This window comes from Pseudomonas sp. TSRC2-2 (genome assembly GCF_049897785.1).
Lineage (GTDB): Bacteria > Pseudomonadota > Gammaproteobacteria > Pseudomonadales > Pseudomonadaceae > Aquipseudomonas.
On the sequence record NZ_JAFCWZ010000010.1, the window covers coordinates 146,338 to 162,931 of the forward strand.

The following is a 16,594-nucleotide window of genomic DNA, read 5'->3' on the forward strand; positions in this document are numbered from 1 at the left end:
GTCACCAGCACGTTTTACCACGTCGCCGCACTCGCCTTGGGCAAACTCAACTTGCCGCTGTCGGTAAAGCGCATCGTGCCAAACACTCCGCCAGCCAGCTTGCCGCGCAGCACGTAGGGCAGGTTGTCGAGGCTCTGCGTCTGGCTCAGGCCCAACGTTTGGCGCAGGAACGAGAACGCCGAGACGCTGACCGGCACTGTGACAATCGCTTCAGAGAAACGCGGTATCGTGCCGCTCTGATCGCTCACGCCCGAGGCCAGTGGATGACCATTGACCTCCAGGTCCAGCGCGACGCCGTTGTAGTCGATCGCGGTCTCATTTGGATTCTGCACCCGCAGCTTGATGGCGAAGCGCACTTCCAGTTCCTGGCTCGGCAACGGTTCGAGGCCGACCACGTTGATGTTCACCGGATCGCGATTGGGGAACAGCGCGCAGGCACTGAGCGACAGCAGCAGGAGCGACAGGATGACGGCGTGAACGCGGCGCATAAAAATCTCTCGACAAAAAAGGGCTGAACCGTCGCCGGTGCAGCCCTTTTTTTCGAGGCGCGACGTCAGCGGTTCAATGGTGCGACACCCGCCGCCTGGCCGGGTTCAGCTTTGGCGGTGACGTCGGGGTTTTCCATGACCTGCAGAATCGACGCTTCCGGGTCGAAATCGTCTTCTTCCAGCTCAATGAATTCTTCGGGCAGGAAGATGTTCAGCACGATAGCGCACAACGCACCGACGGTGATCGGCGATTCGAAGATGTTGCGCAGCGCCTGCGGCAGTTCACGCAACACTTGCGGCACCGCCGCGATACCCAGGCCCATGCCCAGCGAGATCGCCACGATCAGCATGTTGCGCCGATGCAGGCCGGCCTCGGCAAGGATCTTGATCCCGGCCACGGCGACGGTGCCGAACATCACCAGCTCGGCGCCGCCAAGCACCGGTTTCGGCATCAATTGCAGCACCGCGCCGATCATCGGGAACAACCCGAGAATCACCAGCAATCCGGCAATGAAGAAGGCAACGTAGCGGCTGGCCACGCCGGTGAGCTGAATCACGCCGTTGTTCTGCGCAAAGGTGACCATCGGCATGCTGTTGAACACCGCTGCCATGGCCGAGTTGAGCCCGTCGGCAAGCAGGCCGGATTTGATTCGGCGGATGTACAACGGGCCTTTGACCGGTTGCCGCGAAATCATCGAGTTGGCGGTCAGGTCGCCGGCCGCTTCCAGTGGCGAAACGAGGAAAATTACCGCCACCGGCACGAACGCCACCCAGTCGAAATTGAAGCCGTACTTGAACGGCACTGGCACGCTGACCAGCGGCACCTCGGGCATCGCAGCGAAATCCACCGTGCCCATCAACCAAGCCACTACGTAGCCGAGGGTAAGACCGATAACAATCGCGCCCAGACGCAGAAACGGCACGTCGACGCGGTTCAACACGACAATGGTGCCAATTACCAGCGCCGCCAGAAACACATGGCTGGCAGCGCCGAGGTCAGGTGCGCCGAAGCCGCCGGCGATGTCGGTCATCGCCACTTTGATCAGTGATAAACCCATCAGGGTGATGATCGTGCCGGTCACCACCGGCGTGATCAGCATGCGCAGCTTGCCGATGAATTGGCTGAGTACTACTTCGATGAATGCAGCGAAGAAACACACGCCGAAGATGGTCGAAAGGATTTCGTCAGTGCCGCCGCCGCGCGCCTTGACCATGAAACCGGCGCTGAGAATCACGCTGATAAAGGAAAAACTGGTGCCTTGCAGGCAGAGCAGGCCGGAGCCCACCGGGCCAAAGCGCTTGGCCTGGACAAACGTGCCGAGGCCGGAGACGAACAGCGCCATGCTGATCAAGTAAGGGATCTCACTTTGCAGGCCCAGCGCGCCGCCCATGATGAGGGTCGGGGTGATGATGCCAACGAAACTCGCCAGCACGTGCTGCAGCGCGGCGAACACCGTGGCGGTCAGGTGCGGACGGTCGTTGAGGCCGTAGATCAGGTCGTTGTTGCGCGGGGTTTTATCGGAGGCGGTCATGGTCAGGTGCGCGCCGCGAGGCGGAGCCGGGTCAGAAAATGGGTGCGCAGAATGCCGCAAGCGGACGGCGAGGGCAACGAGCAATAACTGCCTGAAAGGTCAGGTTTTACTGCCTCTCCCTTGTTCTGATCGTTCCCATGCTCCGCGTGGGAATGCAGCCCGGGACGCTCCGCGTCCCTTCCAGAGCTGGAACGCGGAGCGTCCCTTGAGGCATTCCCATGCAGAGCGCGGGAACGATCAAACGTGCCTCGACCGGCAATGGAAAATCGCCCGTGGCATACTCCCGCGCATGACTTTCGACTCCCCCCTCAGTGCCTGGCAATACGCGGTTGAACACAAGGGTTTCATCCAGGATGAAGCCCAGGAACACGCGGTCTGGGCCTTGCAGAAATGCCACGAAGCCCTGCATGCCGGCGTCCGTTCGGTCAGCGGCGTGTACCTGTGGGGGCCGGTCGGGCGCGGCAAGACCTGGCTGATGGATCAGTTCTACCAAAGCCTGCGGGTGCCGGCGCGGCGACAGCACTTTCATCACTTCATGGGCTGGGTGCATCAGCGTTCGTTTCAGCTGAGCGGCATCGCCGATCCGCTGCGCGCCCTGGCCAGAGAACTCGCCGCCGACGTGCGCGTGCTGTGTTTCGATGAGCTGTTCGTCAATGACATCGGCGACGCCATCATTCTCGGGCGACTTTTTCAGGTGATGTTCGACGAAGGTGTGGTGGTTGTCTGCACATCCAACCTGCCGCCGGACGAGCTGTACGCCGATGGTTTCAATCGCGACCGTTTCACTCCGGCCATTGCGGCGATCAAGGCGCATATGCAGGTGGTCGCGGTGAATGGCGCCGAGGATCATCGCTTGCATCCGGGCACGATCGAACAACGCTATTTTGTCCGCACAGCCGATTCGCCAAGCGCGCTGAGGGCTGTTTTCGAAGCGCTGATTGCGGGTGAAAGCAGCAGTGAAGATCCCGTCGCCGTCGGCCATCGCATGCTCAACGTGGTAAAGGCCAGTGAATCCATTCTGTGGTGCCGTTACCACGATCTGTGCGAGCAGCCTTTTGCCGCCATGGACTTCATCGCTCTGTGCGATCGCTACCGGGCTATTCTGTTGAGCGAAGTGCCAAACCTCAGCGCGCAGAAGCGCGAGGGGCGCATCGCCCGCGGCACCGAGGACGGCGCCGAGCGCGTGGTCGCCGGCGATCGGGAGCTGCCGCAGTTGTCGGTGCATGACGACGGCGTGCGCCGCTTCATCGCGCTGGTCGACGAGTGTTACGACCGCAAAGTGCCGCTGTACGTCGAGGCAAGCGTGCCAATGGACGCGCTGTACACCGAGGGTTACTTGCAATTCCCGTTTCGCCGCACGCTAAGCCGCTTGCAGGAGATGCAGTTGCAGCGTTTCGCCGAAGCTTGAAAGAGGAGGGCGCACAGATGAGCCAACCGCTGTCCCATCATTTGCTGACCATGGCCTATCAGAATGCGTGGGCCAATCATCGCCTGGCCAAGGCCTGGATCCAGCTTGAGGCCACAGAACTCGCGGCGCCACGGGTAAGCTTCTTCCCGAGTATCCGCCTCACGCTCAATCACATCCTCACCTGCGACTGGTTCTATGTCGACGCGTTGGAGCGCGAATTGCGCGGTGACGAGCCGCACCCTGATTGCTACGTGTTCTTTAATGCGGATGAGCCGTTTACCGACGCCGCCGTGCTGCGTGAGGAACAGGCACGCGTTGATCGCCGGCTGATCGCCTATTGCGAGCAACTGCGCGATGCCGATCTGCCAAGAATCGTCACTATCGCTCGCGACGAACCGCAACATGACAGCCGCCTGCGCATGCTCTCGCACTTGTTCGAACACCAGATTCATCATCGCGGCCAAGTGCATGCCATGCTCAGCAGCACGACGGTGAAGCCACCGCAACTGGATGAATTTTTCTGTGTCGGTGAAAGCACATTGCGCGCCGAAGACTTCGCCGAACTGGGCTGGACTGAAGAACTTATCTGGGGCCACTGACCGCGAAAGATCGCAGCCTCGTTGCACTCGTCAACTCCTACACATATCGGACCGTAGGAGCTGACGAGTGCAACGAGGCTGCGATCTTTTGATCTTCAGCTTTTCAAGTTGCCCTCTCAGGCGCACCCAAGCTAATGTCCCCCCTAGGCCTTCCAGCTAGCACCTTGCGCGCCGGGGCTCTTTGTTTATCGGGGATGGAAATGGATTCCGCAGAAATACTTGTACTTCAGGCCAGTTACACCAACCCGGTGCACGCCGAAGCCATCGGCATCGTGCTCAACCACTACGCCGAAGATCCCATGGGCGGCGGTCACCCGATCGCGCCCGAACTGCTGCAACGCCTGCCCGAAGAACTCGCCCGCCGCCCGCATGCCTTCAGCGTACTGGCCTTCGTTGGCGGCGAACCGGCCGGGCTGGTCAACTGTTTCGAAGGCTTCTCGACCTTTGCTTGCAAACCGCTGGTCAACGTTCACGATGTTGCCGTGGTCGGCAAATTCCGCGGCCTGGGGCTCAGCCAGAAAATGCTGCAGAAGGTTGAAGAGATCGCCCGCCAGCGTGGCTGCTGCAAAATTACCCTGGAGGTGTTGGAGGGCAATACTGTGGCGCAGGGTTCATATCGCAAATTCGGCTTTGCGCCGGGGATGTTCAATCCGGATCACGGACGGATGCTGTTCTGGACAAAGGATTTACCGGCCTGAAAGGCCCGCCAATTACCAGCCCGGACATAAAAAAAAGGCGCCCAGGGCAGGGCGCCTAAATATCATCTCCCTGGCCAGAGCGGAGCCACGGGAGGTCCATCGGTTGCTCGGTAAAGCTCAGTCGCGATAAGACTCGGTTACCTGCGCCGTCTGGTCAGCAGGAACGCGAGTTTCTTTCGCGTTGGCATCGGCCTTCTGCTCGCTTTGTGCGTGCTGGACCGGGAAATTGCTGTAGTGATAACGCATGCGCTCGGCACCGCCTTCAGCGAAGGCGCTGGTAGAGCCGACAGCGAGCAGGGCGGTGAGGATGACTGTGGTGGTTTTCATATTGCCTCCTACTGAACAAGTGGGAGTCGGTTCGTCCTTGAAGCAGACCGCGATAGAGAGTCTGGGTCGCGACCATTAACAATGGGTTAACGCTCGCTCAGCGCTATATTGCGGCGTATTACAGAAACACCATGACCGGCGGGCACAAAAAAGGGCCTTGCGGCCCTCTGTCGTTTTACTTCTGCGCTACTTCCGCAGGAACAGGGTGCGGGGGCTTCATCAGACTGAAGTCAATCAACGCCCGCCTCGGTGCCTGATACGGGTCACCAATCAGCAGCTTGCGCGGTACGAAGCTGTCGCTGACCAGGCTTTTGCTGCGATCCAGCTCATCGGAGCTCAACCCGGCCAAGTCCGCCCAGGTGTGAATGAACTGCGAGCTGCTGTACGGGCGGCTGAGGTCGCCGGCGAAGTTCCAGTCGTGGTTTTCCTTCCACTTCGGCGAGGCCCAGGCCATGAACGGAATGGTGTACATCGGCGCAGTCGGTTTGTTTTCGTTGCGACCCAGGGTGCTGTGGCCGGCTGAGTCGAAGACGTCTTCGCCGTGGTCAGAGAGGTAAAGCAGGAAGCCATTCGGGTCGGTTTTGGCGTAGTCCCTGATCAGGCTCGAAACCACGAAATCGTTGTACAGCACAGCATTGTCGTAGCTGTTGTAGGTCGGTACCTGATCGTCACGTACGCCGGCCGGTACGCCCTGGCGATCCTTGAACTTGTCGAACGTCGGTGGGTATCGGTACTGGTAGCTCATGTGCGTGCCGAGCAAATGCACCACGATCAGCTTGCGCGGCGCTGCATCGGCCAGCGCTTTGCTGAACGGCTCGATGACGTCGCCATCGTACTGGGCCGAGTTCTGGTTGCGGTTGTTGTTGAGATACACCTGCTCGTCGGCCTGTTCGGAAAAGGTCGTGAGCATGGTATTGCGCTTGGTCATGGTCTGCTGGTTGGTGATCCAGAAAGTCTTGAAACCGGCCTGTTTCATCACGCTGACCAGCGACGGTGTCGACAGGTACAGGTCGGGATTCTGCTCGTCGGCAAAGGTCAGCACCTGCTGCAACGCTTCGATGGTGTAGGGGCGCGGTGTGATGACGTTGTCGAAGATCGCCAGTTGATCCTTGAGCTTGTCCAGTTCCGGCGTTGTATTGCGCGGGTAACCGTAAAGGCTCATGCGCTGGCGATTGGTCGATTCACCGATGACCAGCACCAGCGTCGCCGGCTGACCGGCCGAAGCGTCCTTGAGGTTTTTCAGCGGTGGGATCTTGCTCGCACTGTCGAGCATGCCTTGCATGTCCCCGAGCGTTTCCAGATAACGGTGATAGGCCACGGCCATCTGCCACGGCACGGCAGGCTCGATGCGGGTTTCGAATTTCTCGAAGCCTTCGGCAAAGTTGCCCATGCGCATCGTCTGTTTGATGAGCGGGTAGCCGGCCACGGCAATCACGATCGCGGTCGCGGCAACCAGCGCGCGACCACGGGGCATGTACACCGGGCGCAGCCGCGTCCACAGGAAGTACGCGACCGCGGTATGGGCGAGGAACGCCGGGATCATCCACCAGGCAAAGTATTGCGTCATGTACTCGCCGGCTTCCGACACGTTCGACTCGAACATGATGAAGATGACGCTCTGCGAGAACTCCTGCTGGTAAATGAAGAAGTAACCCAGACTGGCCATTGAGCAGCCCCACAACACCACACCGATGATCGCCGCAAGCACACGAGTCTGTTTGGGGAATAGAAGCATCGGCGCCAGCCACAGCGCGCTCATCACGAATGCCTGACGAAATCCGGTGAAGCCGGAAGTGCCGGTCAGTTGGATCAGCAGTTGGGTAATGCCCGAGAAGTACCAGAAGAAGATGAACAGCCAGATGAATCCGGCCCAGTCGAAACCGCTCGCAGTCGTTTTGCTGCGTTTGAACAATGCCATTCAGCGCTCCAGCTCAATCATCAGACCCACGCCGGAAACGCTTCCATGACACCGACGAACGAGGCCGTACACGCAGGCACGGCCAGAATGGGGCGGAGTATCCCCAAGGGTATGTGAAAGATTTGTTAAGCGCCGCTTCGGATTTGTATCAGGCGGTCAGAGGGTGCAACGTGTCGGGAACGACGGGGGCCGTTCCCGAAGCAGGCGGGGATCAGGCGTGGGGTGCGCGCTGCACAACCGGACGTGGTTGCGGCTGCGAGCCCTGGGTCAGTGCGCGCAATTGCGCCAATTCGTGCTTCAACTGGTCACGCTCGTCTTTCAACTGGCGCAATTCATCGCGACGGATCGTAACGTAGAGGGTTTGTGGCGGCATTGCTGTGTGTACTGTGCCCATTGCTCACCTCGCAAATGGCGTGCATCAACTGTAAGTCACTCCTCGTTCCGAGGCGCTTGACTTACTATCGGCGCCAATTTTGATTTCTTTTGCCCTTAAAGGGAACTTTTTTATTTTTCATGGTCGGTGTGTCTTCGGCAGGATTCGGGGCGTTATCACTCTGGATCGGGCACAATGCCCGGAAACTTCATCGCAACGCTCTGGACTAACCTCCATCAGTCGCGTTGGGCTATAACCAATGACACACATTTATTTGTAGTAAGGAGCATCAGCACATGCAACTCGGGATTATTGGACTGGGCCGCATGGGCGGCAATATTGCGCGACGTCTGATGCTCAACGGTCACACCACCGTTGTTTACGACCGCAATACCGCTTTCATCGACAACCTGGTCGCCGAGGGCTCCACCGGCGTCGCCGACTTGCCGGCTCTGGTCGCCGGTCTCGACAAGCCGCGCGCTGTCTGGGTCATGCTGCCGGCCGGCGCACCGACCGAAGACACCATCAACACCCTGAGCGAACTGCTCGAACCCGGCGATACCATCATCGACGGCGGCAACACCAACTATAAGGATGACATTCGTCGGGCCAGAACCTTGAATGAAAAGGGCCTGCACTACATCGACGTCGGTACCTCCGGCGGCGTATGGGGCCTGGAACGCGGTTATTGCATGATGATCGGTGGCGACGCCGAAACGGTCCAGCGTCTTGACCCGCTGTTCGCCGCTCTGGCGCCGGGCATGGGCGACATCCCGCGCACCAGGGACCGCAAGTCTGATGACCACCGTGCCGAACACGGCTACATCCACGCCGGTCCTGCCGGTGCCGGGCACTTCGTGAAGATGATTCACAACGGCATCGAGTACGGCATGATGGCCGCGTTCGCCGAGGGCTTCGACATTCTCAAGACCAAATCCAGCGAACGTCTGCCGGAAGATCAGCGTTTCGACCTGAATGTGGCAGACATCGCCGAAGTCTGGCGTCGTGGCAGCGTCGTATCGTCCTGGCTGCTCGACCTGACCGCCGATGCACTGGCCAGCGATCCAAAGCTCGATGGTTTCTCTGGCTCGGTCGCCGACAGCGGCGAAGGCCAATGGACCATCGAGGCGGCGATGGAGCAAGCGGTGCCGGTGCCGGTGCTGTCCAACTCGCTGTTCTCCCGTTACCGCTCGCGCGGGCAGGGCACCTTTGGTGACAAGATCCTGTCGGCACAACGCTTCGGCTTCGGCGGCCACGTGGAGACCGCGAAAAAATGACCCGTACGATCCGCAGAAAATCCAAGGCAGAACCCGCACCACCGACCACGCTGTTTTTGTTCGGTGCCCACGGCGACCTGGTCAAGCGCTTGCTCATGCCAGCGCTGTACAACCTCAGTCGCGACGGCCTGCTCGACGAGAATCTGCGGATCGTCGGCGTTGATCACAACGCAATCACTGATGACGCCTTCGCGCAGAAGCTCGAAGACTTCATCCGTACCGAAGTGGCGGCGAAAGTCGGCAAGGGCGATCAGATGCTTGATCCGGTCTTGTGGGCCAAGCTCGCCCAAGGTATCAGCTACGTCCAGGGTGACTTCCTGGACGACAGCACCTATTCAGCGTTGGCGGCGAAAATCGCCGACAGCGGCACCGGCAATGCGGTGTTCTATCTGGCCACCGCGCCGCGTTTCTTCAGTGAAGTCGTGCGCCGTCTCGGCGCTGCGAAATTGCTCGAAGAGACCCCCGAAGCATTCAGAAGGGTGGTCATCGAGAAGCCGTTCGGCTCCGATCTGCAGACCGCCGAAGCCTTGAACGCTTGCCTGCTCAAGGTCATGAGCGAGAAGCAGATCTACCGGATCGACCATTACCTGGGCAAGGAAACCGTGCAGAACATTCTGGTCAGCCGGTTCTCCAACAGCCTGTTCGAAGCGTTCTGGAACAACCATTACATCGACCACGTGCAGATCACCGCCGCCGAAACTGTCGGCGTCGAAACCCGTGGCAGTTTTTACGAACACACCGGCGCACTGCGCGACATGGTACCCAATCACCTGTTCCAGTTGCTGGCGATGGTCGCCATGGAACCGCCGGCCGCTTTTGGCGCTGACGCGGTGCGCGGTGAGAAGGCCAAGGTGGTCGGGGCGATACGTCCCTGGTCGACGGAAGAAGCTCGGGCCAACTCGGTGCGCGGCCAGTACAGCGCCGGCGAGCGCGAAGGCCAGCCATTGAAGGGTTATCGCGAAGAAGCCAACGTTTCACCCGACAGCACCACCGAAACTTACGTGGCGCTGAAGGTGATGATCGACAATTGGCGCTGGGTCGGCGTGCCGTTCTACCTGCGCACCGGCAAGCGCATGAGCGTGCGCGACACCGAAATCGTCATCTGCTTCAAACCGGCGCCGTATGCGCAGTTCCGCGACACCGAAGTCGACGAGTTGCAGCCGACCTACCTGCGCATCCAGATCCAGCCGAACGAAGGCATGTGGTTCGACCTGCTGGCCAAACGGCCGGGGCCGGCACTGAACATGGCCAACATCGAACTGGGTTTCGCCTACAAGGACTTCTTTGAGATGCAGCCTTCGACCGGCTATGAAACCTTGATCTACGACTGCCTGACCGGCGACCAGACGCTGTTCCAGCGCGCCGACAATATCGAGAACGGCTGGAGAGCCGTGCAGCCGTTCCTGGATGCGTGGCAGCAGGACGCCAGCGTCGAGGCCTACGCGGCAGGTGAAGATGGCCCGCAAGCAGCCGAAGACCTCCTGACTCGCGATGGCCGCGTCTGGCATGGCCTGGGATGAGTGACTTGGCGAAACAACCCATCCGTTTTCTGCTCAGCGACATGGACGGCACCTTGTTGCTGCCTGATCACACACTGAGCCAACGCACCATTGACGCCGTGCGCTCGTTGCGCGAGTCCGGCGTGCTGTTCAGCCTCGCCAGCGGGCGCCCGCCCAAAGCCATGCTGCAACAGATCGAGGCCTTGGGCGTTGATCTGCCGACAGCTGCATTCAATGGTGGCACCATCGTCAAACCGGACGGCACGCTGTTGGCCGCGCATTATTTACCGGCGACCACGGCATTGATCGCACTGGCACTGTTCGCCGATCAGCCGGACGTGGAAATCTGGGTGTTCAGCGGCGGCGACTGGCTGCTCAAGGATCCGCTCGGGCCAATGGTCCCGCGTGAGCAGAACGGCCTCGGCTATCCGCCGGTAGTCGTGGAGAGTTTTGAACCGTATCTGCAACGTATCGACAAGATCGTAGCGACCAGCAACAACACCGAACTGTTGATTGAGCTGGAGGCGCAACTGTTGCCCAAGGTCAACGGCATGGCGCAGGTGTCGCGCTCACAGCCTGTGTATCTTGATGTCACCGCACTGGAGGCCAACAAAGGCACCGCGCTGACGACGATTGCCGAATACCTCGGCGTGCCGTTGGAACAGACCGCGGTCATCGGCGACGGCGGCAACGATCCGGCAATGTTCAAATGCGCCGGATTATCGATTGCCATGGGCCAGGCGGAAGAGGCCGTCAAGCGCCAGGCCGATGTCGTCACCGCACCAAACACTGAAGACGGCGTGGTCCTGGCGATCGAGAAATACATTCTTCCGCAGTGATGCAACACAAACCAATGCGGGTGCGAGCGCAAGATCCCGGCAACACACAAAACCAATGTGGGAGCGGGCTTGCCCGCGAAAGCGGTGTGTCATTCAACGAATCTGTTGGCTGACACTCCCTCTTCGTGAGCAAGCCCACTCCCACAGTGTTTGGCGGCACGCGCGAGATCCCGGCAACACACAAAACCAATGTGGGAGCGGGCTTGCTCGCGAAAGCGGTGTGTCATTCAACGAATCTGTTGGCTGAGACTCCCTCTTCGTGAGCAAGCCCACTCCCTCAGTGTTTGGCGGCACGCGCGAGATCCCGGCAACACACAAAACCAATGTGGGAGCGGGCTTGCCCGCGAAAGCGGTGTGTCAGTTAACGAATCTCTTTACTGACACTCCCTCTTCGTGAGCAAGCCCACTCCCTCAGTGTTTGGCGGCACGCGCGAGATCCCGGCAACACACAAAACCAATGTGGGAGCGGGCTTGCTCGCGAAAGCGGAGTGTCAGTTAACGAATCTCTTTACTGACACTCCCTCTTCGTGAGCAAGCCCACTCCCACAGGTTTATTCAGTGTTGGTCAGAGCCAATAGCTCACTGCATACCAACCCAGAGACCCCATGACCACGGTGTACGGCACCGCCATCCACACCATCCGCCCGTACGACAAGCGCACCAGCGGCGCGATCGCCGAGGTCAGCAGGAACAAAAACGCGGCTTGACCATTGGGTGTCGCCACACTCGGCAGGTTGGTGCCGGTGTTGATCGCAATCGCCAATGTCTCGAAATGCTCGCGACTCATGTGCCCGGCGAGGAACGCCTGTTTCACTTCGGTGATGTAAATGGTCGCGACAAACACGTTATCGCTGATCGCCGAGAGCAGGCCATTGGCGATAAACAACATGCCCGGCTGTTGCTCCACTGGCAGCGCCAGGACCCACTGGATCAGCGGGGCGAACAGTTGCTGATCATGGATGACCGCCACCACCGCGAAAAACACCACCAGCAGCGCCGTGAACGGCATGGCGTCCTTGAACGCACCGCCCAGGCGATGTTCGTCAGTGATCCCGGTAAACGCAGTGATCAACACAATCACCATCAAACCGATCAGGCCGACTTCAGCCAAGTGAAACGCCAGGCATCCGATCAGAATCAGCGCTGCCGCACCTTGCACGAGCAACGCTGCCGTTTGGCGTGGCGTGCGCTCGGCGTTGTCCTCGGCAGCGTAGTTGGCCAGCACCGTACGCACGTTATCCGGCAGCAGGGTGCCGTAACCGAACCAGCGCAGCTTCTCCAGCAGCACGCACGTCACCAGACCCGCCGCGAGCACGGGCAGCGACACCGGGGCAACTTTCTGGAAGAACTCACCGAAATGCCAGCCCATCTCATGACCGATCAACAGATTCTGCGGCTCACCGACCAACGTGCAGACACCACCGAGCGCCGTACCGACCGCGCCATGCATCAACAGGCTGCGCAGAAAAGCGCGGAATTGATTGAGGTCTTCGTGATGCAGCTTCGGCAGCTGGCGGTCATCTGTGAACTCACTGTCCTGGCGCGGATCATTGCCCGAAGCGACCCGGTGATACACCGAGTAAAACCCCACAGCCGCACTGATGATCACCGCCGTCACCGTCAACGCATCCAGAAACGCAGAGAGAAACGCCGACAAGAAGCAGAACATCAGCGCCAGAATGGCTTTCGAACGCACGCCCAACAGCAGCCGCGAAAACAGAAACAGCAGCAAATCCTTCATGAAGTAAATGCCGGCCACCATGAACATCAGCAGCAGGATGACCGGGAAGTTGTGCACCAACTCGTCATAGAGCGCTTGCGGCGTGGTCATTTTCAGCAGCAGCGCTTCAATCAACAACAACCCGCCCGGCATCAATGGATAACACTTGAGCGCCATGGCCAGCGTGAAAATGAACTCGATCACCAGCAGCCAGCCTGCCGCGACCGGGCCTACGGTGAACAGCACCACGGCATTGAGGATGAGAAACCCGACGATAGTCGCCTTGTACCAACGTGGCGACTGCCCCAGGAAGTTGTGCGCTAACGCCTGGGCGATTGAACCGGACATCGGCTGCTCCTTTTATTAAGAAGCGCGAAAGTTGCCGGATGTTTCAGGGAAGATCAAGTCGCCGATCAACTCGCCCCCCGCGTTGGCCGTCGAATACTCACTGATTCAGATAACGCGCGACCATTGCCCGGTAGTTGCCATCCAGCGAATACCCGCCGACAACAATGGCGCCGTCCGTTTGCACGGCCAGGGAGTTGGCCGTATCGAGACTTCGGCCCAGTCGCGTGCGCAGCCAGCCGCTACCTTGGCCAAACGCTGGATCGAGGCTGCCATTGCGTTGATAGCGGGCGACCATGAAGTCCGCCTCGACCCCGCCGATGGTCGCCCCGACAGCGATAATTCGACCGTCGCTCATCAACTGGGCGGCGTTCCACTGGCAGCCACTGGGACCGATATCCAGCACTTGGGGCAGGCCATGGTGACAATGCGAGTCCGGACGGCCGTTGGCGTGCAGCACAAATGTCAGGCAGCGGATCGGATCGCGGCTGCTGCCGAAACAAAGCAGCCTGTCGTCGGAGTCGATGATCTGACTGACCTGTGCGCTATTGCCGTGCGCCTTGAAGGCCAAGAAGCCGTCCACGGCAAAGTGCTCATCCAGGCTTCCATCGGGGCGATACACCGCCAGCAGGCCTTGTTGCGGGAAGTCGATGGAACCTGCGACGACGATGCGCCCATCCTGCTTCAACAGCAGCGTGCTCAACCAGGTATTGAGCAGCAGGTGGCGGACCATGACAAATCCGCGCCCGTTGAACGATTCATCCAGACGGCCATCGGGCTGCAGACGAATCAGCATCCCGGCGTGATCGGCGAGGCTGAAATGATGGTTGGCGATCAGTACAATGCGGCCGTCTTCCTGCACCGCGAAATCACAGGCTTCGACACCCGGCACGCCCGGCGGCAACCAGTTGTCGCGGGTGCCGATGGACAGTTCGCCGGGAAGCCGCACGACCTGGAAGCCGTCATCGCCAAAGGTTCGGTCTGGTTGGCCGTTGGCATCAAACAGGGCGAGGGCGGGCAGGGTGCGATGGGCGTTTTCATAATGCAGGCCCGCCAGCAGCGTCCTCCCGTCAGGTAACACCTGAACCTTGCCGGCCCTGGCCTCGAAATCTCCGACGAAGCTGCCGATCACGCTACCCTGGCTGCCAAAGGACAAATCCGCCGAACCATCGGCCAGCAGCCGCGCCACGCCAAAACGACTGCCTCTTGGCGTGCCAACCTTGGCGGCGACCAGAATCCGTCCCTGTGCATCAAGCGCGACATGCTGGGTCTGGCTGGACAGACTGCCGGCGAAGTACACCTGCGCGATACCGCCAATAGCGAACGACAGGTCGAGCGAGCCGGAGTTGTTCCATGCAGTGGGCAGCGCATAAGTGTTCAGGGTAGTCATGCACGCGTCTCCTTGCGAGTGAACCGATACCCAGTGATTGGGAGGCTGACTGCACGAGCGAAACATTCAATCCCTGAACCGCAAGAAGTACAACTGGGCAAATCAACAGAACGACGGTCGCACTGTGCCAGAACAGTGTCTTGTTGAACCAGTCGCAAGCGAGCCAAGTATTCAAGCAACCTGACCCGGGAACTAACGGTTTGCGACAATAACAAGGGCGGATGACTTTAGGTCATCCGCCCTTGTTCGATCATCAGTGTGGCATCGACCAGGATTGCAACAGGTGGCCGTCTTCGCTTAGTTCGGCGCGGGCCTGCTGCAGCAGTTGCTCAAGTTGCGCCGGATCAGAGTAGGCGCTGCTCGGAATCTGTTTGCGACCGATGTGGGAATTGGTGCGGTCGACGACGGTCAGGCTCAGTTCGCCATTGCCGTCTTGTGGCGCCCAGGCCACGCACTGGAAAGGCTTGAACGCGTGGTTGGCAATCAAAAGGGCTTCGTTGATACGGAGCGGGGCAGTCATGGGTTCTTCTCTCTATTAGCGCCCAATCAAGTGATGTGCCGTCGGTTGGGCTTACCGTGCGGCGGGTTACTTGTACTGATGCACGCAACCGGGGGGTGGGTCACAAATGACACAAAGATTTTTTAACTTGAGTGCGCGCGAATCAGGATCATTAAATAGTCGATAGCTAACTAACAACTGCAGTTCTTATAACTACTTTCACACCTCGCCTATAAGCAATCGGTACAAGCCTGCGTCAATATCTTGCTAGTGTTACAACCGGGTCTGCCAAACGACTGTTTTTACGATCATTTATCAAATTTGGCGCCAAGGAACAGTCATGAGCGAAGCGCCTGCGTCGAGACGTTTACTGGTGGTCGATCCCTGCGACGACTGCCATCGCCTGTTGCCCGGATTGCGCGCCGTGGGCTGGGATGTCGACAGTTGCAATTTGGAAAACGCCGCCGCTCGCGCCTGTGATGTCGGCCTGCTGCGCCTGCAACCTTTTCATCTGGAGCGTCCCGAGGCGGTCAAAGAGCTGATCAGCCGCAGCGGCACCGAGTGGATCGCCGTGCTCAACCAGGAAGTCCTGCGTTTACAGAATGTCGGCGACTTCGTCTGTGAATGGTTTTTCGATTTCCACACCTTGCCCTTCGATGTTTCACGCGTCCAGGTAACCCTCGGCCGCGCGTTCGGCATGGCGCGCTTGCGCGGGCAGGGGACGATCCATGTCGACCAACCCGAACACGAATTGCTCGGCGACAGCAAACCGATCCGCGAACTGCGCAAACTGCTGAGCAAACTGGCGCCCACCGAGTCACCCGTGCTGATTCGCGGTGAAAGCGGCACTGGCAAGGAACTGGTCGCCCGCACGCTGCATCGTCAATCCCAGCGCCATAACAAACCATTCGTAGCGATCAATTGCGGGGCAATTCCCGAGCACCTGATCCAGTCCGAATTGTTTGGCCATGAGAAAGGCGCTTTTACCGGCGCGCATCAGCGCAAGGTCGGGCGCATCGAAGCCGCCAATGGCGGCACGTTGTTCCTCGATGAAATTGGCGATCTACCGCTGGAACTGCAAGCCAGTCTGCTGCGTTTTCTCCAGGAAAAGCACATCGAGCGGGTAGGCGGCAGTCAGCCGATACCGGTGGATGTACGCGTGCTGGCAGCAACTCACGTTGACCTGGAAGCAGCGATCGAGAAGAAGCGTTTTCGCGAAGACCTGTATTACCGGCTCAACGTCCTGCAAGTGGTGACCGCGCCCCTTCGCGAACGCCATGGCGACCTGTCGATGCTGGCCAACCACTTTTCGCATTTCTACAGCCATGAAACCGGGCGCCGGCCTCGTAGCTTCAGCGAGGATGCGTTGATCGCGATGGGCAAGCATGACTGGCCGGGAAATGTGCGCGAGCTGGCTAACCGGGTAAGGCGCGGGTTGGTTTTGGCGGAGGGGCGGCAGATTGAAGCCCGGGATCTGGGATTGATCAGTCAGCATTCCATTGCTACCCCAATGGGCACGCTGGAGGATTACAAAACCCGGGCGGAACGGCAGGCGTTGTGTGATGTGTTGAATAGGCACAGTGACAATTTGAGTGTGGCCGCGAAAGTCCTCGGAGTTTCGCGGCCTACTTTTTATCGGTTGTTGCACAAGCATCAGATTCGTTGATTAGCTGAAGATCAAC

15 protein-coding genes are annotated in these 16,594 nt (G+C 59.5%); 7 read left to right on the forward strand and 8 right to left on the reverse strand.

Going from position 1 to position 16,594, the window contains the following annotated elements:
* Positions 1–14: 14 nt before the first annotated feature.
* Complete coding sequence (locus tag ACP7D9_RS20565; RefSeq protein ID WP_426159412.1) at positions 15–488, reverse strand: LEA type 2 family protein; 474 nt, start codon at positions 486–488, stop codon at positions 15–17.
* 65 nt (positions 489–553) lie between these two features.
* Complete coding sequence (locus tag ACP7D9_RS20570; protein ID WP_101159555.1) at positions 554–2,020, reverse strand: nucleobase:cation symporter-2 family protein; 1,467 nt, start codon at positions 2,018–2,020, stop codon at positions 554–556.
* Between the two features lie 289 nt (positions 2,021–2,309).
* On the opposite strand from ACP7D9_RS20570, the gene zapE reads away from it, so the two are divergent.
* The 3 genes from zapE (at position 2,310) to ACP7D9_RS20585 (ending at position 4,725) form a co-directional block, all read left to right on the forward strand.
* Positions 2,310–3,428 (forward strand): cell division protein ZapE, encoded by a 1,119-nt coding sequence (zapE, locus tag ACP7D9_RS20575; protein ID WP_426159413.1) that lies wholly within the window; start codon positions 2,310–2,312, stop codon positions 3,426–3,428.
* Positions 3,429–3,445: 17 nt separating this feature from the next.
* A complete protein-coding gene (locus tag ACP7D9_RS20580) occupies positions 3,446–4,027 on the forward strand; it encodes a DinB family protein (protein ID WP_426159414.1) in 582 nt (193 codons plus the stop codon).
* A 200-nt stretch (positions 4,028–4,227) separates the two neighbouring features.
* Entirely contained in the window at positions 4,228–4,725 is a 498-nt protein-coding gene (locus ACP7D9_RS20585; protein WP_312999407.1) for a GNAT family N-acetyltransferase, read from the forward strand.
* A 117-nt stretch (positions 4,726–4,842) separates the two neighbouring features.
* Here ACP7D9_RS20585 and ACP7D9_RS20590 read toward each other — a convergent pair whose 3' ends face one another.
* The 3 genes from ACP7D9_RS20590 to ACP7D9_RS20600 all read right to left on the reverse strand — a co-directional run bounded on the left by ACP7D9_RS20590 (position 4,843) and on the right by ACP7D9_RS20600 (position 7,364).
* Complete coding sequence (locus ACP7D9_RS20590; protein WP_101159559.1) at positions 4,843–5,052, reverse strand: hypothetical protein; 210 nt, start codon at positions 5,050–5,052, stop codon at positions 4,843–4,845.
* Between the two features lie 175 nt (positions 5,053–5,227).
* On the reverse strand, positions 5,228–6,970 hold the full coding sequence (locus tag ACP7D9_RS20595) for a phosphoethanolamine transferase CptA (protein WP_426159415.1): 1,743 nt from the start codon (positions 6,968–6,970) through the stop codon (positions 5,228–5,230).
* A gap of 211 nt (positions 6,971–7,181) precedes the next feature.
* The gene (locus ACP7D9_RS20600) at positions 7,182–7,364 is read right to left on the reverse strand and encodes a DUF6026 family protein (protein WP_016774671.1); all 183 of its coding nucleotides are present in this window, start codon (positions 7,362–7,364) and stop codon (positions 7,182–7,184) included.
* Between the two features lie 275 nt (positions 7,365–7,639).
* Here ACP7D9_RS20600 and gnd point away from each other — a divergent pair, with 275 nt between their 5' ends.
* The 3 genes from gnd to ACP7D9_RS20615 are packed head-to-tail and all read left to right on the forward strand — an operon-like array spanning position 7,640 to position 10,958.
* The gene (gnd, locus tag ACP7D9_RS20605) at positions 7,640–8,620 is read left to right on the forward strand and encodes a phosphogluconate dehydrogenase (NAD(+)-dependent, decarboxylating) (RefSeq protein ID WP_312999414.1); all 981 of its coding nucleotides are present in this window, start codon (positions 7,640–7,642) and stop codon (positions 8,618–8,620) included.
* Positions 8,617–10,140 (forward strand): glucose-6-phosphate dehydrogenase, encoded by a 1,524-nt coding sequence (gene zwf / locus ACP7D9_RS20610; RefSeq protein ID WP_312999418.1) that lies wholly within the window; start codon positions 8,617–8,619, stop codon positions 10,138–10,140. The genes gnd and zwf overlap by 4 nt, the downstream gene beginning before the upstream one ends.
* Complete coding sequence (locus ACP7D9_RS20615) at positions 10,137–10,958, forward strand: HAD family hydrolase (protein ID WP_101159563.1); 822 nt, start codon at positions 10,137–10,139, stop codon at positions 10,956–10,958. Before zwf ends, ACP7D9_RS20615 begins: the two co-directional genes overlap by 4 nt.
* A gap of 565 nt (positions 10,959–11,523) precedes the next feature.
* Here ACP7D9_RS20615 and nhaB read toward each other — a convergent pair.
* The 3 genes from nhaB to ACP7D9_RS20630 all read right to left on the reverse strand — a co-directional run bounded on the left by nhaB (position 11,524) and on the right by ACP7D9_RS20630 (position 14,933).
* Positions 11,524–13,026 (reverse strand): sodium/proton antiporter NhaB, encoded by a 1,503-nt coding sequence (nhaB, locus tag ACP7D9_RS20620; RefSeq protein ID WP_312999421.1) that lies wholly within the window; start codon positions 13,024–13,026, stop codon positions 11,524–11,526.
* A 97-nt stretch (positions 13,027–13,123) separates the two neighbouring features.
* Positions 13,124–14,413: a hypothetical protein gene (locus tag ACP7D9_RS20625; protein ID WP_101159566.1), complete on the reverse strand. Its 1,290-nt coding sequence runs from the start codon at positions 14,411–14,413 to the stop codon at positions 13,124–13,126.
* A 253-nt stretch (positions 14,414–14,666) separates the two neighbouring features.
* A complete protein-coding gene (locus ACP7D9_RS20630) occupies positions 14,667–14,933 on the reverse strand; it encodes a hypothetical protein (protein WP_101159567.1) in 267 nt (88 codons plus the stop codon).
* A 319-nt stretch (positions 14,934–15,252) separates the two neighbouring features.
* Between ACP7D9_RS20630 and ACP7D9_RS20635 the strand changes: the two genes are divergently transcribed.
* Positions 15,253–16,578, forward strand: coding sequence for a sigma-54 dependent transcriptional regulator (locus ACP7D9_RS20635; protein WP_101159568.1), 1,326 nt, complete (start codon positions 15,253–15,255; stop codon positions 16,576–16,578).
* The last annotated feature ends 16 nt before the right edge of the window (positions 16,579–16,594 follow it).

Bases quoted from the DNA above. Each gene is read 5' to 3' on its own strand.
- ACP7D9_RS20635 (WP_101159568.1), top strand. From the start codon at position 15,253: ATGAGCGAAGCGCCTGCGTCGAGACGTTTACTGGTGGTCGATCCCTGC.
- ACP7D9_RS20615 (WP_101159563.1), top strand. From the start codon at position 10,137: ATGAGTGACTTGGCGAAACAACCCATCCGTTTTCTGCTCAGCGACATG.
- nhaB (WP_312999421.1), bottom strand. From the start codon at position 13,026: ATGTCCGGTTCAATCGCCCAGGCGTTAGCGCACAACTTCCTGGGGCAG.
- zapE (WP_426159413.1), top strand. From the start codon at position 2,310: ATGACTTTCGACTCCCCCCTCAGTGCCTGGCAATACGCGGTTGAACAC.
- ACP7D9_RS20590 (WP_101159559.1), bottom strand. From the start codon at position 5,052: ATGAAAACCACCACAGTCATCCTCACCGCCCTGCTCGCTGTCGGCTCT.
- zwf (WP_312999418.1), top strand. From the start codon at position 8,617: ATGACCCGTACGATCCGCAGAAAATCCAAGGCAGAACCCGCACCACCG.
- ACP7D9_RS20595 (WP_426159415.1), bottom strand. From the start codon at position 6,970: ATGGCATTGTTCAAACGCAGCAAAACGACTGCGAGCGGTTTCGACTGG.
- ACP7D9_RS20580 (WP_426159414.1), top strand. From the start codon at position 3,446: ATGAGCCAACCGCTGTCCCATCATTTGCTGACCATGGCCTATCAGAAT.
- gnd (WP_312999414.1), top strand. From the start codon at position 7,640: ATGCAACTCGGGATTATTGGACTGGGCCGCATGGGCGGCAATATTGCG.
- ACP7D9_RS20625 (WP_101159566.1), bottom strand. From the start codon at position 14,413: ATGACTACCCTGAACACTTATGCGCTGCCCACTGCATGGAACAACTCC.
- ACP7D9_RS20585 (WP_312999407.1), top strand. From the start codon at position 4,228: ATGGATTCCGCAGAAATACTTGTACTTCAGGCCAGTTACACCAACCCG.
- ACP7D9_RS20565 (WP_426159412.1), bottom strand. From the start codon at position 488: ATGCGCCGCGTTCACGCCGTCATCCTGTCGCTCCTGCTGCTGTCGCTC.
- ACP7D9_RS20600 (WP_016774671.1), bottom strand. From the start codon at position 7,364: ATGGGCACAGTACACACAGCAATGCCGCCACAAACCCTCTACGTTACG.
- ACP7D9_RS20570 (WP_101159555.1), bottom strand. From the start codon at position 2,020: ATGACCGCCTCCGATAAAACCCCGCGCAACAACGACCTGATCTACGGC.
- ACP7D9_RS20630 (WP_101159567.1), bottom strand. From the start codon at position 14,933: ATGACTGCCCCGCTCCGTATCAACGAAGCCCTTTTGATTGCCAACCAC.